The 16185-nt window shown below is 65.8% G+C and carries 10 protein-coding genes; 3 read left to right on the top strand and 7 right to left on the bottom strand.

Features of this window, described 5'->3' with window-relative positions; genetic code table 11:
- Positions 1-540 precede the first annotated feature (540 nt).
- The 3 genes from SH602x_RS16970 to SH602x_RS16960 form a co-directional block, all read right to left on the bottom strand.
- Positions 541-3762, bottom strand: coding sequence for an efflux RND transporter permease subunit (locus tag SH602x_RS16970; RefSeq protein WP_479473443.1), 3222 nt, complete (start codon positions 3760-3762; stop codon positions 541-543).
- 78 nt (positions 3763-3840) lie between these two features.
- Entirely contained in the window at positions 3841-5178 is a 1338-nt protein-coding gene (locus SH602x_RS16965) for an efflux RND transporter periplasmic adaptor subunit (protein WP_479473442.1), read from the bottom strand.
- Between the two features lie 43 nt (positions 5179-5221).
- A complete protein-coding gene (locus tag SH602x_RS16960) occupies positions 5222-5962 on the bottom strand; it encodes a TetR/AcrR family transcriptional regulator (protein ID WP_479473441.1) in 741 nt (246 codons plus the stop codon).
- Between the two features lie 284 nt (positions 5963-6246).
- Between SH602x_RS16960 and SH602x_RS16955 the strand changes: the two genes are divergently transcribed.
- Together SH602x_RS16955 and SH602x_RS16950 are read left to right on the top strand one after the other, a co-directional pair.
- A complete protein-coding gene (locus SH602x_RS16955) occupies positions 6247-6852 on the top strand; it encodes a hypothetical protein (protein ID WP_479473440.1) in 606 nt (201 codons plus the stop codon).
- Positions 6849-7460 carry an endonuclease/exonuclease/phosphatase family protein gene (locus SH602x_RS16950; protein WP_479473439.1) on the top strand — a complete coding sequence of 204 codons (612 nt, stop codon included), beginning with the start codon at positions 6849-6851 and terminating at the stop codon, positions 7458-7460. The genes SH602x_RS16955 and SH602x_RS16950 overlap by 4 nt, the downstream gene beginning before the upstream one ends.
- A 226-nt stretch (positions 7461-7686) precedes the next feature.
- Here SH602x_RS16950 and SH602x_RS16945 read toward each other — a convergent pair whose 3' ends face one another.
- The gene (locus SH602x_RS16945; RefSeq protein WP_479473438.1) at positions 7687-8952 is read right to left on the bottom strand and encodes a DUF1552 domain-containing protein; all 1266 of its coding nucleotides are present in this window, start codon (positions 8950-8952) and stop codon (positions 7687-7689) included.
- Positions 8953-8998: 46 nt separating this feature from the next.
- Positions 8999-11386, bottom strand: coding sequence for a DUF1592 domain-containing protein (locus tag SH602x_RS16940; RefSeq protein WP_479473437.1), 2388 nt, complete (start codon positions 11384-11386; stop codon positions 8999-9001).
- Positions 11387-11625: 239 nt separating this feature from the next.
- Here SH602x_RS16940 and SH602x_RS16935 point away from each other — a divergent pair, with 239 nt between their 5' ends.
- Positions 11626-12177, top strand: a complete 552-nt coding sequence (locus tag SH602x_RS16935; RefSeq protein ID WP_479473436.1) for a cysteine hydrolase family protein — start codon at positions 11626-11628, stop codon at positions 12175-12177.
- 17 nt (positions 12178-12194) lie between these two features.
- Here SH602x_RS16935 and SH602x_RS16930 read toward each other — a convergent pair whose 3' ends face one another.
- On the bottom strand, positions 12195-13928 hold the full coding sequence (locus SH602x_RS16930; protein ID WP_479466946.1) for a DEAD/DEAH box helicase: 1734 nt from the start codon (positions 13926-13928) through the stop codon (positions 12195-12197).
- A gap of 317 nt (positions 13929-14245) precedes the next feature.
- The gene (locus SH602x_RS16925) at positions 14246-16018 is read right to left on the bottom strand and encodes a SulP family inorganic anion transporter (RefSeq protein ID WP_479473435.1); all 1773 of its coding nucleotides are present in this window, start codon (positions 16016-16018) and stop codon (positions 14246-14248) included.
- Between the last annotated feature and the right edge of the window lie 167 nt (positions 16019-16185).

The following is a 16185-nucleotide window of genomic DNA, read 5'->3' as shown; positions in this document are numbered from 1 at the left end:
CCGACCCAAGATCGACAAGTGCGCGAAGTCGTCGACCGCGACGATCGCGGCCTTCATCCCGCGACCGAAGCGATGGCGAACGGTGTGAGGAGGAAGGGCGAGGGTTGTGGCTCGGATCATGTCCCCGCAGGCCTGCGACGCAGCGAGCGCACCGCAGTTAGTGAATGGCATCCTCTCCATTCGCCCGTGAGACGGGCCCTCTTCGAAAAATCTTGAACCGATCGAATCGTGCGACGCCGACTCGCCGTTCCCGAAAGGAACGTCGCTCCGGTCGGTCCGATAGCTAAAAAAAACAGGGAGCCCCGGACCGCACGAAGCGGTCCGGGGGCTCCCCTATCTCATGCACGACCGGTCTCCGCCCCTCGTCGCACGACCCAAGCGTCGGTTCGACGACGGTTCCGCGGACTCGGTCGCAGCGACCTTCCAGACGCAGCCGAAGTTCGCTGGCGATCGCCCGTCGCGGGCGCTTCGTCGCTTCGCTCGGTATCGGTGCGAGCGCTTTTCTTCTTCGGCGACGGGTGCAGGCAAGCGCCGGCGTCGCTAGTTCGCCGCCGCGGGATGACGAGCGTGCGAAGAGACGAAGTCCGCCGAGGCGTCGTCCGCTTCTACGCCCGACATGCGAACGGTGTCCGGCGCCGATAGCGCCATCGTGTCGACGTCGCGCTGCTCCTCGCCGACGGTCTTCCCTCGCAGCGATTCGCGGCACATCGCCATGCGGTAGGCCGCAGGAACCGACAGCAGCGCGATCGCCGTCGCGCCGGCGACGCCTCCGGAGATGGCGACCGCCAGCGGGGGCCAGAACTGTCCCCCGGCCAGAATCAGCGGGAGGAAGCCGGCGACGGTCGTCATCGTCGTCGAAAGGACGTGACGCGTCGCGTGATTGACGACTTCGACGATGCCGTCGACGTCCCCGATGCGGGCCCGCTCGTCTTCGCGAAGCGCGGCGAGCACCACGATCGAGTCGTTGATGGCGACGCCGATCAGGCCCATGGTGCCGATGATCGCCATGAATCCGAACGGATATCCGAACAGCCACAGCGAGCCCAGGCCGAGTCCGACGGCGAGGACCGCGACGCCGCCGATGATCCCCGTCATGCGGAACGAACCGAAGGAGAGGACCAGCGTCGCGATCATCAGCACGATCAAGATGCCCACGCTCGAAAACAGATTGCCGACGGCGTCGTCGCGCTTCGACGCTTCGCCGCCGAACTCCATGCGATAACCGGGCGGCATCTCGAAACCTGATTCAGCCAGTCGGCGCTGGAACGCTCCCAGCGCCTGATCGGGCAAGACGCCGGCCTGCACGTAGGCCTGCACCTCGTTCATGCGCACGCCGTTGAAGTGCGGGATCGTCGCGCGGGCCCAGACTGGTCGGAACTCGGCAAGCGCGTCCGCCGGGAGGAAGGCGGGAGCACCTCCCGCTCCTGCGGTTCCGGACAGAAGATCGAGCGAAGCTGCGCGATCGGCCCGGCCGCGGTCGGCGTTCGCCAGGCGGACGCGAACCGGAAGTTCCTCGGTCTCCTCCAGGATCGATCCGCCGACGACGCCGTCGAGCGACGCCTCCATCTGCCGAGCGATCGCGGAATGATCCAGACCGGCGAGCCGCGCCTGTTCCTCGTCGACGTCCAGCTCGACTTTCTGCAGCGTGTCGGAAAGATCCGACCGCGTGTGCGTCACTTCGGGAATCTCCGCCAGCAGGGCGCGCATCGATTCCCCCAGTTCGGCCAGCCGATCGAGATCGGGACCGTACAGGCGGACTTCCACCGGCGCTTCGAACGGCGGACCCTGCTCGAGCTGTCGGACCAGCACGCGGGCCTCCGGAAATCGCGCGTCGAGCCGGCGCTGCACGTCGCGAATGAGCTCGCCGGAGTTCTCCGCCGAATCGATCTGAACGATGCCCTGGGCGTAGAACGGCGAGTTCCGGCGATTCGCGAGGATGTTGTAATAGAACGGCGGCGCGCTCTCCCCGAGGAACCAGGTCGTCTCTTCGATCCGCGGTTCCTCCATCAGCACGTCGCGCATCGCGAGCACGATCTGGGTCGTCGCGGAAAGCGGGGTCTGCTGGGAGAGCGTCACCTCGATGCGGAACTGGTCGCGATCGGTCGGCGGAAAGAACTGTTCGGGGAGCTGCGTCGCGGCGGCGAATCCCAGCAAGGGCAACATGCAGCCCGCGAGGATCGCGATCGCCGGTCGACGATAGAGCCAGCCGAGGGCCGAGCGATAAACGACCGCGAGCCGAGGGAAGCTGGCGCCGTCGCGCAGCCAGGACCGCGCGGCCCCTCGTTCGCTGCGGCGCCCCATCGCGGCGAGCGCCGGCACGACCGTCAGCGCGAGAAACAGCGAACTGAAAATGGCCAGAATGACGCTGACGGCGATCGATCCGACGAACTCTCCCGCCGGTCCCGGCATGAGATAGATCGGCGCGAAGGCGAGCGCCGTCGTGACCGTCGATCCGAACAGCGGAAGGGCCATGTGACGGACGCAGGACGACACGGCTTCCGCGGGCGAATGCCCCTGCCGAAGTCGCGAGGCGACCTCGTCGGCGATGACGATGGCGTTGTCGATCAGCAGACCGAGCGCGATGATCAGTCCCGTCACCGACATCTGGTGGATCGGGATGCCCAGGAAGTTCAGCCCCGCCAGCGTCATCAGCGCGGCCAGCGGCACCGCGGCCCCGACGACGAGCGCCGATCGAATCCCCATCATCGCCAGCACGACGAGCATCACCGCCGCGACGCCCGCGACCAGGTTCCAGAGCAGGCTTTCCAGACGTTCCGAGACGTAGCGGTTCTGCTGGAACGTCACGTGCAGTTCGATTCCCTCCGGCAGATCGGCGGCGAAGCGGCGGAAGACCTCGTCGGCGGCGTTCGACCAGTAGTCGATGCGATAGTCGGGACGAACGAACGTCGCGACCGAGACGGCGCGCTCGCCGCGGCTGAGCGCCACGCTCGCCGGCGGATCCTGAATTCCTTTATGCACCTCCGCCACGTCGCCGAGCGTGACGAAACTTCCCCCTTCGCCGGAGCGGATCGGAATCGATCGGATCCGTTCGAGCGAGTCGAGTTCTCCGGAGACTTCCAGCTGGATTTCCTGCGACGCGCCCCGAAGCGAACCTGCGGAGGTCTTCGCGTCCGACGCGGCGATCTGCGACGAAACCTGATCGAGCGTCAGCCCGCGCGCGGCGACCGCGGCAGGGTCGACCGTGACGACGATCTCTTCCTTCGGATCGCCGAAGAGTTCGACGTCCTCCGTCCCCGGAAGCGCGCGCAGCTCGTCTTCCAGTCGCTCGGCGGTTCTGCGCAGGACGGCGAAACTGGGCTCGTCGTCGCGAGTCCAGGCGATCGAGACGATGCTGGCGTACGCCTTAACGTCCAGCACGTCGAAGTCGGGATCGCCGACGCCTGCGGGGAAGCCGAGCTTCGCGTCGTCGAGCTTGTCCCGAACCCGCGACCAGACCTCGTCGGTCGCCATCACCTGGTCCCGGAGTTCGATCACTAGCGTCGAAACGCCCGGCCGGGACGTCCCGCGCAGCTCCTTGATCTCGTCGATCTCGCGCAGCTCGTCTTCGAGGGCTTCGGTCACCAGGGACTCGACCCGTTCGACGTCCGCTCCAGGGAAGACCGTGACGACGATGGCCGCCCGTTCGTTGAGGCGCGGATCCTCCAGTCGCGGCAGCACGGCGTAGGACGAGAGTCCCGCCACGACGATCATCGCGACGGCCAGAACCAGCAGCCGACGGTTGCGGAAGAAGAGGTTGTCCATCGCCGGAGAGCTTTCGTCGGAGGTGTACCTGGCGTCGCAGCGGCTTGCCGCCGATGAGCCTCGGTCAGCGGGTCCGGGCTAGCGGGCCGCCGTCAGGGAAGCGACCGCGGAGACGGGTTCGACCTTCTGGTTCTGCACCAGGCGATGCACGCCGTCCGCCGCGATCCGTTCGCCGTCGCCGAGCGCTCCGCGAACGAAGACCTCGTCGCCGAACGTGTGCAGGATCTCGACGTCGCGCCGGGCGACGCGCCAGCCGCCGCGATCGTCCGAAACGACTGCATAACAGGCCCACAGTCCGGCGCTGCCGCGCACGAGGGCCGAAGCGGGAATGGCGTACCCCGACGCGTCGATCGACTCTTCTAACTCGAGTCGCGCGACCTCGCCCGGCACAAAGCGGGACCGAACCGCAGCCTGGGTTTCGGATGCGTTCGCAGAAACGGCAGCGTCGGAGACGAAGATCGCCGTCTGCGTCCGACGGACCGAATCGAGTTCCGAGACCGTCCGGTCGAACCGGACGGTCTCCTCCCGATCGCCGACGCGAACGCGATGAACTGCGTCGCGATCGAGCCGGCGGACCGTGTCGACGGGCAGGCCGAAGCGAAACTCCAGACGGTCGCTCTCGACCAGTCGCAGGACCGGCTCTCCCGACGCGACCACGGCCCCCTCGTCAGCACGGCGATCGGTCACGCTGCCGGTGAAGGGTGCGCGGAGTTCCGAATCTCGAAGCTGTTCCTGGATGTCCGCGATCCGAGCGAGCCACTGGGCGACGACCGCCTTCTGCGCGGCCAGGCGTTCCGGGCGAGTCCCCTCGACGAGTTCCTGCCACCGCTGGTACGCCGCTTCGCGACGCTTGTCGGCGGCCTGCGTCTGGTAGCGGTACTGTTCCACCTCCTCGGCGGTGACGACGTTCGTGGCGGCGATCGACTCCCTCCTCGCGAGCGACCGCTTCTGCAGTTCGTGCTCCGCCGCCAGTCCCAGCGCTTCCGCCTCCGCGGCGGCGATCTCCTGCGCACGCGGTCCCGCGGTCAGTTCGTCCAGCAGCGCCTGCGCGGCATCGAGCTGCGCGTTCGCTTCGTCCAGCGCCGCCCTCAGACGACGGTCGTCGAGTCTTCCGAGAAGCTGGCCCTCCGCCGCTACGTCGCCTTCGTCGACGAGCAGTTCGACGATCTGCCCCCCGCGCTGAAACCCGGCGTCGACCGACCGCGCCGCCGCGACGGTTCCGGTGTAGCCCCGCGATTGGCGATACGTGTCGGTCTTAGCGAGGGTAAAGGTCCGCACCGGAAGGGGGCGGGCTGCGGCTTCGGGCGGCTTCTGTTCGGCGCCGACGAAGGCGAACGCTCCGAAAGCCGCCGCCACGACCGCGACGCCGAAGCCGGCAAGTAAGTAACGAACCGTCGCGAAGTGACGAAGCGTCATTTTCTGATCCTGAAAAACGCCGCTCGGAGCGGCGTGACGATGCTCAGACGGCCAGATCCTCGGCTCGGGCGGCGACCCACTTGGGATCGAACCGTTCGGCGAACCGGAGAATCAACGGCTCGAAATCATGTTTCGTCGAAAGGGGCTGAAATCCGTATCCGTCGAGCAGGCGATGCCACGTCAATCGAACAGTCGCATAAGGGTCGTCGATACCGTGGGCGACGAGCGCCGACGAGGTCGCGGCGATCGAGTAGCCGCCGTACGCGCTGGACCAGAGGCCGAACACGATCTGCTCCGGCTTGACGCCGTCGGACAGCGTCAGGTCTCCCCGGACGATGCCGTCCCGGATCACGCCCGAGAGGATGCCCATGCATCGCAACTCGCAGGAATCCATCACGCGACGGCGTTCGTCCGACGTTTTCTCCAAGATCGCCGACGTGCGAAGGATCTGTTCCACGAAGAAGTGATCCGGGTGTCGACGAACGAACCATTCCGCGGCGTATCCGATCGCCCAGAGCCGTTCCCGCGGGAGGCCCGTCCAGGACGCGGCGTCGTCGAACATGGAACAGCGCTTCAGCGCCGTTTGGTTCGCGAGCGCCAGGACGATCTCTTCCTTGCAGCCGAAGTGACGGTAGATCGTCCCTTTGGAGTACTCCATCTCCTCGGCGATGCGATCCATATTCAGCTTCAGGTACCCCTCTTCGAGGAGCATCCGGCGGGCGAGGTTGAGGATCCGCCGCTCGCGCTCCTGATATTCCCGCTCTTTCCGATCTAGGGTCTTCATAAGATGACTATTGACGGATCGTCAATACTTGTCAAGTCGTCAGTTGGCATCGGCGAAAAGTTCTCTCGACCTTGAGAGAACGACTGAAACGTCTTGAACTGCGGCAGGCCGGCCCGCGGAGTTTCGACGGCGAAGCCGCGCGGGCGCGACGGCGCGTAATCAGCCTGGTCGAGCGACCTGGCACGTCGAAGCTATTGGGCAGGATGCGGGGCTGAGCTTCGAGCGCCGTGCTAACGATCGCACGGCCTCGCCCCGGTCGTCGCGGCGCGATCGGCTGCCTGGTCGTGAACGGCTCTTCCAAGATCGGAGGGGCCGGTTTTCTGGAACGCGAAGCGCCGTGCCCGATCTCGGACTTCTACCTGACGATCGCGGGACTGATTCAGTCGCGAGCGCGGCGCGCGTCGATCGCGTCGGCGTCGCGCGAAGGCGTGCTGGTCCAACGCGAGTCGGTCGGGCCGGAAGAAGGCGCTGACTACCATCCGCCCCTCCTAAGGACTACGCGCGAGGAGTGTTCCTCACGCGGCGAACGGGCCGGCGTCCCCTACGAGACGTTCGACTACGCGAGCGAGGAACAGACCGGCAGCGCTTCAACCCGTGGAACGACCGCTGAAATCCTCACGACTATCGCTGCGATGCTCGCACCGCGCGACGACGTGCAGCGTCAGGCGTGCGACCAGCGCTTCGCGAACCGGAAGGGGGCGCCGACTGACAATCAGCGCCCAACAGAGTCTGTAGCGGGTGACAGATTCCGTCCTGTGAGGAGGAGTTTAGGGTATTCGCCCATAAGCTCGTTAAGGCGTACCGGATTTTTCCCGATAGACGTGGGGCGAGTCGACCCGCACGCGAGCTTCGATCGGTTGCTCTGCACGGGGCAGATGCTGAGCAATTGACGAACGCTCGCGGCGGGTCGACTTCGTATTTTCGTCGCGATGGGATCTCGACCCCGCCACGTCCGCCCGGATCGCGGTTGTTCGCTTTAAGAGTTGCTTGTCGGCGCTTCGGCGCTGCCGGAACGGGGCGGACGAGGCGATCGGTCGCATCTTTACTATGGGATGGCAGAGCGAGGATTCTCGCCGGTGCATCCCCATACAAGATGGCGCAGTCTCTACGCCTGCGATCCCGGTTCTCGCGATCGCCGTCGTCGCAGTGTCGACGATGTGGGCTTCCCTCCGGCCGATTCGACGCAACGTCGCAGGAGCCCTCGTCCGCGCGCCCGGAAATCGCCTCCGTCTCGACGGAGCGCAAGCCGCATCTACGAGCGCTCGCGGAACTCATTCGCCGAATCGCCGGACCTGGCGTCGTGGCTGGCGATCTGAACGCGACGCCTCGGTCGCGCCATATTCGGCGGACGCTCCCGAAGCGCGGTCTTCGCGACGGAGACGTCGAAAAGGCGCTCGCTCCGTCCCGGCTTGCGCGGTTCGGAGCGCCGGGCACGCCCTTCTCTGGCGCCGAATCGAACGCCTCGAGGCGACGGCTGACGGCGAGCAGCGCCTCCTGACCGACCTCGGCGGCGTCGGGATCGGGCCTGCGGCCTTGATCGACGGCCATGTCCGCGTCGTAGCGAGACCCCGGCTCGGGCGTGAGGCCTTAATCCTTCGTCCGCTCCATCCAACGGTCCAGCTTTGCGCGAAGCGCTTGCAGGGGCTCGGCCTAGGCGGAAAGGTTGGTCGACGTGGAGGTCGGAGAGTTCTTCGGGCGCTCGCGTCTCAGCGGTACGCGCAGGCTCAGGTTCGCTCCAGCAGCGAACTCTTCCCGGTCGCGAACTCGCCGACTTCCAGATCGAGGTGCTGCAGAAACGAGACGAGCAGGTTCGCCAGAGGGGGCGAACCGTCGGCAGGATAGGCGAGATGCTGGCCGTGGCGGAAGCGTCCGCCGGCGGCGACGATGGGGAGGTTCGAGTTGTCGTGGCTCGACGCGTTGCCGAGACTCGAACCGAGCAGGATCGCCGTCCGGTCGAGCAGCGTCGCCTCCCCTTCGCGGACGTCGCGAAGCTTGGCGAGGAACTCGCCGAACAGGCGCATCTCTTCCTTCTCGATGATCGCGAGCTGTTCGATCTTGGCCGGATCCTTGCCGTGATGGCTGAGGTTGTGCCAGCCGTCGTCGACGCCGCCGAGGTTGACGACCTCGTTGTCGCCCGGCCCCTTGAGCGTGATCAGCCGCGTCGAGTCGGTCTGGATCGCCAGCGCCATCAGGTCGAACAACAGCTTCATGCGGCCGGTGAAGTTCGAGCGATCGTCGATGTCGGTCGGCGGCTTCTCGTCGACCTGCGGCTTGGGGCGTTTCGTCCACTCCTCCGACAGCGCTAGCCGTTGTTCGAGCTCCCGCACGCTCGACAGGTACTGGTCCAGCGTCTGATGGTCCTCCCTGCCCGTTCGTCGCTGCAGGGCCCGCGTCTGTTCGGCGACCAGATCGAGGATGCTTTGCCCGTCCTTGATCCGGCGGATCTGTGCCGCCTTTTCCGCTTCGTTCCCTTCGAGGAAGAACCGGGTGAAGACCCGCGAAGGTCGCGACTCCGCCGGGACCATCTCGCCGGATCGCGAGACGGAGATGCTGCGACCGTCGGCGGAAAGGGCGAGCGACGGGAACCGCGTCAGGTGGCCGATCCGTTCCGCGGCGAACTGGTCGACCGAGATCGTGTTGCGAAAGCTCGGCAGCCCGGGGTGAGGAGCGCCCGTCAGGAAGCTCTTCTCCGCGTCGTGGCCCCCGTCGACCATCGGGTGCCGCAGCCCGCTGATGACGGTGAAGCGATCCCGCACGTCCTGAAGGGGTTCGAGGTACGGCGTCGTCACGTAGTCGGCTCCGGCCTGCTCGGGAAAGAGCAGCGGCGTATGGATGCCGAGCGGCGCGCAGATCGCGACCATCCGTCGCGGTTCCTGGCTGGCGTCCGACGCAGCGGCTGCACGCGTTCGCATCGCCTGCAGGGCCGGAAGCGCCACGGCGACGCCGGAGGCCCGCAGGAACGTTCGGCGGGAGAGCTTGGACAGGGGCATTCGACTTCGCCTTTCAGGACTCACGGCTATTCGTCACGGGCGGTCGTCACGGGCGGAGGAAGAGATCGCTTTCGACGACCGCATGAATCATCGACCGCAGTCCGTAATCGTCCGCCCGACTCTGTTCCAGAACCCCTTCCACGATAGCGCGATCCTCGATCGAAACGGGTCGCCCGCAGCCGTAGACGAGCAGCTTCTCCGCGACGCAGCGTGCGACGACTTCGGAATCGTCGAGCAGCTTCTGGCGGAACTCGAGGAAGTTCGCGAACTCGCGACCGTCCGGAAGTACATCGCCCTTCTCCACGGCAGGACCGAGTCGATAGTTCACCTTCTCCACGCGGTCGCCGTTTTCGATCGTGCGGTATCGTTCGCGGTGGCCGCCGATCACGTCGAACTCTTCCAGCGCGAAGCCGGGCGGATCGATCCGCTTGTGGCAGCGGGCACACGATGCGTCGGCCCGATGTTTGTCCAGTTGGTCGCGGATCGACGTCGCGCCCCGGATGTCGGGTTCGACCGCCGGCACGCCGGCCGGAGGGGGCGGCGCCGGCTGACCGAGCAGATTCTCCAGCACCCAGGCGCCGCGCAGGATCGGCGACGTCGTCGTGCCGTTGGCCGTCACCTTTAGAAGGCTGGCATGCGTCAGGATTCCACCGCGGACGCTCTCCTCCGGCAATGACACGACGCGGAAGTTCTCGTGTCCGCGAACGCCTTCGATTCCATAGTGCTGGGCCATCCGCTGATTCAGGACGGCGAAGTCGGAATCGATGAAGTTCCGAACGCTCCGATCTTCATCGAGGAGATGCCGGAAGAAGCCGCGCGTTTCGTTCGCCATCGAGCGGAGCAGCAGTTCGTCGTACTCCGGATAGAGTTTCTGGTCGGGCGTCGTAAACTCCAACTCCCGCAAGTCGAGCCACTGGCCCGTGAAGCTGTCGACGAAGCGTTCGCGTCGAGGGTCGTCGAGCATCCGATCGACCTGCGCCCGACGCGCTGCCGGGTCGCGGAGCTTGCCCTCGGACGCCAGCGGCAGCAATTCGTCGTCCGGCATCGACGACCATAGGAAGTACGACAATCGCGAGGCGATCTCGTAGTCGTCGACTTCGGGCTCCCGATTCAGCAGCAGGAAGTGGGGCGAGCAGAGTACGGCGCAGACGCCTGCTCGCACGGCGTCCTCGAACGAACTCCCCGCGTCGAGACGGGAGAGCGTCAGTTGGACGAAGGGTTCGGCCAGTTCATCGGCGACGGGGCGACGGAACGCCCGGGGAAGGAACTCGCGAAGGATCCGCTCGGCGTCTTCGCGCGGCGCCGACGATTCGACGCGGTGCGCCTTCACGCCGCGACGATGGCGGATGTAGATGGGGTCGCCTTCGACCATCGTGATCGTGTCCGACTGGCCGAAGAGGCGCTTCTGCGGCTCGGACGGAAAGCTCTGATCCAGCGGGCCGTACGTTTCCGCCCAGACGATGCCGACGCCGGGACGCGGCTCTTCCTTGTCCCGCCACGTGACGTGCTCGGGGTAAATCCAGGGAAGGATGTGGAGCGCGTCGCCTTCGGCCATGCGGGTTTCGAATTCGATGATCCGCGGCTCGTCCGGCGTGCCGGTGACGTCGTAGATCCCGGCCAGCTTTCGCTCGCCCGGTCCGAACAGAGGCCCGACGAAAATCGCCACGGCAAGCGTGCGACGTTCGCCCGGTTCATGCGGCCAGACCGCGACTCGACAGTGGTAGGTTCCTGCCTCGATCGGATGGGCGGGGTCGATCCGCGCGGGAGGCCAGCCGGGCGTGAAATCGACGTAAGCGCCCTCCCTCGCGATGACGCCCCCCTTCGCCTGCTCGACCGCTTCGATGTTGTCCTTCACCTCCATCAGGACCGCGCGACGCGTCTCCGGAGGAAGCGGCTTTACCCGGCGGATGACGTGATCGAACGCCTTTTCGGCGGCTTCGAGATAGCGCTCCATCAGGATCGAGGAGAGCCCCAGCCCCCCGGCGACGTTGTCGAAGCCCTGGACGCTGCCGTCCTCCGGCAGCAGGTCCGCAAGGTCGGCGTCGATGCCGAGCAGATCGCGAACCGTGTTCTCGTACTCGAAGCGGTTCATCCTCCGCAGCGCCGGCGACGGCTTCGCTCGGCTAGCGAGTTCCGCCGAAACGTGATCCAGCAGGCGATCGGCTGCGTTCGATTCCGGACGCAGTTCCTCCGCCGGCGGCATCTCGCCCGAATCGATCGCGCGGTAGACGCGTCTCCACAGTTCCGTCGCTGCAGGATCCTGCGGCGGCAGCGCGATCGCGTCCAGCCGCACGTCCCCTTCCTGAACGTCGGCGCCATGGCACGCGACGCAGTGGCGATCGAGGAAGGCGCGCGATTCCTCCCCTGCCGCGCACGCGGCAGCGCCGAAGGCGGCGACGCACGAGAGCAGGAGCTTTCCCAAGCGATCGATCACGGAGCGCTCGATGGGCGGACTGGCCCAGGATAAGACGGCGAAGAGGCGGGCGACGAGGCGGAACGCTTATTGAATCATGCCGCGCCTCGCGATGCCAGTTCCAAGCGTTCAGCGACGCGACGGCAAGCACGCTCGCGATTCGGCCGTTCTAATCACGGAGGGCGCGTGATCGATCGCCGCCGTCAGGGCGACGAATCTCGAGCCCCTTCCAACGTTCTCCTGCTCCCGAGGATTCCGGAATGAGTCGAGCGTTACTGGTCATCGACGTGCAACGCGAGTATTTCGAGGGGGCTCTCCCGATTCGTCATCCGGCGGGCCATCTGGAATCGATCCTCGAAGTCATGGACGCCGCGAAGCGAGCGAACGTCCCGACCGTCGTGGTGCGCCATCACCAGCCCGACCCGGAGTCGCCGATCTTCCGCAAGGGAAGCGACATGTGGCAGCTTCACGACGAAGTAGAATCGCGTCCGCGCGACGTCTTGGTCGACAAGCAGTTGCCGGGATCCTTCACCGGTACGTCGCTGGAGGCCTTCCTGAAAGAGAGAAATCTCGACACGGTCTGCATCGCCGGTTACATGACGCAGATGTGCTGCGACACGACGGCTCGACAGGCCTTTCATCGCGGCTACAAGGTCGAGTTTTTGAAGGACGCGACCGGGACGCTCGACGTCGAGAACTCGGCGGGATCCGTCACCGCCGAGCAGCTTCACGAGTCGATTCTGGTGTCCCAGCAGATGTTCATCAGCGAGGTCATTGGCAAGCAGACCTGGCTGGAGCGAATCGACGGCTGAATAGCGCCGCTCCGAAGCTATGCCTCGCGGTCGCGGCGGAGGCGAATGACCCGGCCCTTGATTTTGCGACCTTGCAGGGACGAGATGACCTTGTCGGCGAGGTCTTCGGAGACGTCCACCAGCGAGAACCGATCGGCGAGTTGAATGGCTCCGATCTGGTTTCCGGCGATGCCCGCTTCGCCCGTGATGGCGCCGACCAGATCCTGCGGCCGCACGCCGGCTTCGCGTCCGGCGTTGACGAACAGGCGGACCATCCCCTGGCTCGGACCGCGGTCGCCTCCGCGACCTCCGCCTCTAGGCCCGCCCTGGTAGCGTGGCCCTTGACCTGCGAAGTCCGAACGGGGCGGACGGTGGGATTGTTCGCGGGGGTCGAAGCTCGGCAGTTCGTGCGGTTCGTCGCTCTCCACTTCTTTTTCGGTCGCCTCGTACGCCAGCTTGACCGCCGCGGCGGCGATGTCGGCCATGTCGAACTCCTCGGCCAGCGACTCGACCGCGACGCGCACCGTGTCCAGTTCGCCCGCCAGCAGCATCTCCCGCAAGGCGGCCCGCGTAAGCTCCAGTCGTTGGGCGCGAAGATCGGCGAGCGTCGGCACCTTGCCGATTTCGATCTTCTGCTTGGTCGCCTGCTCGAAGATACGGAGCAGCCGGAATTCGCGCGGCTGCACCAGCGTGATCGCGACGCCTTCCCGGCCGGCTCGTCCGACGCGACCGATGCGATGGACGTAAGAATCGGGGGCCGACGGCAGGTCGTAGTTAACGACGTGCGTCAGCCGTTCGATGTCGAGTCCGCGCGCCGCGACGTCGGTCGCGACGACCAGATCCGAGACGCCGCTCTGCAGTTTCTTCAACACCCGTTCGCGCTGCTCCTGCGACATGCCGCCGTGCAGGGCCTCGGTGCGGTAGCCGCGCGAGCTGAGCGCCTCGGTCAATTCGTCGACTTCGTTCCGCGTGCGGCAGAAGACGAGCGTCGAATTCGGGCTCTCGAGATCGAGCACGCGATCGAGCGCGGCCATCTTGAACGCCCGCTGGACGACGTAAGCGACCTGCCGGACGCGCGGCGCTTCGCCCTTCGGCGCCACCGGGGCGGCGAGTTGAATGTGCCGCGGATCCTTCAGGTGTCGCTTGACGATCGAGTGGATGCGGGCGGGCAGCGTGGCCGAAAAGAGCACCGTCTGCCGCGTGTCCGGCGTGCTCGACAGGATGGCTTCGATGTCTTCGATGAAGCCCATATCGAGCATCTCGTCCGCTTCGTCGAGCACGACGGTTTCGATCGTCTCCAGCGACAGGGTCTCGCGACGCAAGTGGTCGAGAATTCGCCCGGGCGTGGCGACGATCACGTCCACGCCGCGCTGGACGGCGCGAATCTGCTGGCCGAACGACTGGCCGCCGTAGATCGGCAGCACGGAGACGCCGAGCGAACGCCCGTAGCGATGGATCGCTTCCGACACCTGAATCGCCAGCTCGCGAGTCGGCGCCAGAATGAGGGCCGAGGGCTGCGGACGCTGCTTGCCCTCGCGGCTGGCGAGATGCTGCAGAATCGGCAGCGCGAATGCAGCGGTTTTGCCCGTTCCGGTGGCCGCCTGCCCCAGCAGGTCGTGACGCTCGAGCAGCAGCGGAATCGCCTCCCGCTGAATCGGCGTCGGCTCTTCGTAACCGAGTTCGCTCAGGGCGCGGACCAGTCGTTCATCGAGTCCCAGACTCGCGAATCCGCTGGCCGTGGCTTCCGTTTTCGATTCCGTATCGTTCGTCATGAAAAAAATCTATCGCAGCCGATCGACGACGTAATTCAACGTTCGCTTCGCGCGAGCGGATCGGCGTCCGCCCGGGCGTCAAGCCGCGGCGCTGTGGGAAAGAGTTGCGCAATTCGCGGCTGCGGAGGCAGCTCGCGCCCTCGGCGCGGCTCCCTGCGCGTATCTCCTACGGTGCAGCATGACGTTTTTCGGAGCGACGAACAGGCCCTGCCTCCCGGACCATCGACCGATGGCCCGGCCTAAACCGCCTCCGCCGCGGAAGATACCCCGCGAGGGACGCCTTAAGAACGAGCGAACCTCTGTCGGACGCCGGTCGATTAAACCGCGACGCCGTCCGAGTTCGCGTCTTTCCTCGGACGCGACTGGGGCGTCGAGAGGAGCCGATCGGTCGCGACGTGGAACTGCGGTTCTTCAGACAGGCTCACCTCGACGAATTCCTTCGCCCGGTCGAGGAGATCGCGACACTCGGGGCTCAGATGCGTCAGGTGGAGCCGTTTGCCCCGCTCGGAGTACTTTTCCGCGAGCCCGTTGATCGCTTCCAGCCCCGACTGGTCGTAGACGCGGGTGTAGTAGAAGTCGATCACCACGTCGTCGGGATCGTTCGCCGGGTCGAAGAGATCCTTGAACGACGTGACCGACGCGAAGAAGAGGGGGCCGTGAAGCTGGTAAATCTTGCTGCCGAATTCGTCGAACTTGACGTCGACGCCCAGGTGCCGAGCATGCTGCCAGACGAAGACGATCGCGGAAAGGGCGACGCCGAGGATCACCGCGGTCGCCAGATCATGCATCACGGCGGTGTATCCGGTGACGATCGCCATCACGAGGAAGTCGCTCGCCGGAATCTTCCCGTACATGCGGAGCGACGCCCACTCGAACGTGCCGATTACGACCATGAACATGACGCCGACGAGCGCCGCCATCGGGACCATCTCGATCCAGGGCGACAGGAACAGCACGAACGTCAGCAGACAAGTCGCGGCGACGATGCCGGAGAGGCGTCCTCGACCGCCCGAGTTCACGTTGATCAGCGACTGGCCGATCATCGCGCAGCCCCCCATGCCGCCGAAGAAGCCGCAGACGACGTTGGCGATGCCCTGCCCCACGCACTCGCGATTTCCCTGGCCGCGGGTCTCGGTGATCTCGTCGATGAGGGTCATCGTCATCAGCGACTCGATCAGACCGACTGCCGTGAGCGTGAGCGCGAAGGGGAAGATGATACAGAGCGTGCCGAGCGTCAGCGGAGGGAGCAAGTAGCTCAGAAAGAACGGCAGCGGGAGCCCGGCGCCGAGACCGACCGATCCGGGATCGACCGCCGCCATCGCTGTCTGCACCTGCTCCTGTTCTTCCGTCGTCGCCGGCGCGGCCGCTCCATGAGCGCCGCCGTCGCTACCGAGCGCCTCGGACGCGGCTTGATGCCTGGCCTTGCTCAGCAGCATGTCGCCGACCGTCATGACGACGTTCTGACTTCCTTCCGGCGCCAGGGTCGGGTCGAGAACGCGATTCGCTCCGAACGCGATCAGCGAGACGGAGAGAATCGCGACGAGCGAAGCGGGAACGGCCTTGGTCAGTTTCGGCAGCAGCCAGATAATCGCCATCGTGAGCGCGACCAGGCTGATCATGATCGCCAGCGGCGGCCCCTGGAGATAAGCCAGTTCGCCGAACCGCCCGACGGCTTTGAAGCTGTCGAACTGAGCCATCAGGATGACGATCGCCAGTCCGTTGACGAAGCCCAGCATGACGGAGTGCGGGACCAGGCGGATCAGCTTGCCGAGGCGGGCGACGCCGACCGCGATCTGCAGCAGGCCGCACAGGATCACCGTCGGGAAGAGATACTCGATCCCGTGAATCGCCACGAGCGAAACGACGATGACCGCCATCGCGCCGGTCGCGCCGGAAATCATGCCCGGTCGTCCGCCGAACACCGCTGCCAGCAGGCAGAGGAAGAAAGCCGAGTAGAGCCCGATGATCGGGGAGACGCCGGCGACGAAAGCGAAGGCGACCGCCTCAGGAACGAGGGCCAGTGCGACCGTCAGACCGGAGAGTGCGTCGTCCTTGAAATTGAACGGACGCTTGAGAAAGAAGTTGAGCATTGCGCAATCCGAAACCTGAAACCCGTGCGATGGTCGCAGCGGATGATGATCTGCCGTTAAGCCGCAGAAAATCTGGATTCAGGGCGGAGGGATGCTCATAGGAGCCTGAAGCTTAACTCGAAGCCCGTTTCATGCAAGGGCAACTCCCGGATGGGGTCGCAGCCGGG

This window comes from Lignipirellula cremea (assembly GCF_056501455.1).
Note: the sequence above shows the minus strand (reverse complement) of the source record. Positions and strands in the feature narration are given on the sequence as shown.

What these genes read in the sequence shown, in the direction of transcription:
- SH602x_RS16970 (WP_479473443.1), bottom strand. Translation starts at nt 3,762, where the DNA reads ATGGACAACCTCTTCTTCCGCAACCGTCGGCTGCTGGTTCTGGCCGTC.
- SH602x_RS16965 (WP_479473442.1), bottom strand. Translation starts at nt 5,178, where the DNA reads ATGACGCTTCGTCACTTCGCGACGGTTCGTTACTTACTTGCCGGCTTC.
- SH602x_RS16960 (WP_479473441.1), bottom strand. Translation starts at nt 5,962, where the DNA reads ATGAAGACCCTAGATCGGAAAGAGCGGGAATATCAGGAGCGCGAGCGG.
- SH602x_RS16945 (WP_479473438.1), bottom strand. Translation starts at nt 8,952, where the DNA reads ATGCCCCTGTCCAAGCTCTCCCGCCGAACGTTCCTGCGGGCCTCCGGC.
- SH602x_RS16935 (WP_479473436.1), top strand. Translation starts at nt 11,626, where the DNA reads ATGAGTCGAGCGTTACTGGTCATCGACGTGCAACGCGAGTATTTCGAG.
- SH602x_RS16930 (WP_479466946.1), bottom strand. Translation starts at nt 13,928, where the DNA reads ATGACGAACGATACGGAATCGAAAACGGAAGCCACGGCCAGCGGATTC.
- SH602x_RS16925 (WP_479473435.1), bottom strand. Translation starts at nt 16,018, where the DNA reads ATGCTCAACTTCTTTCTCAAGCGTCCGTTCAATTTCAAGGACGACGCA.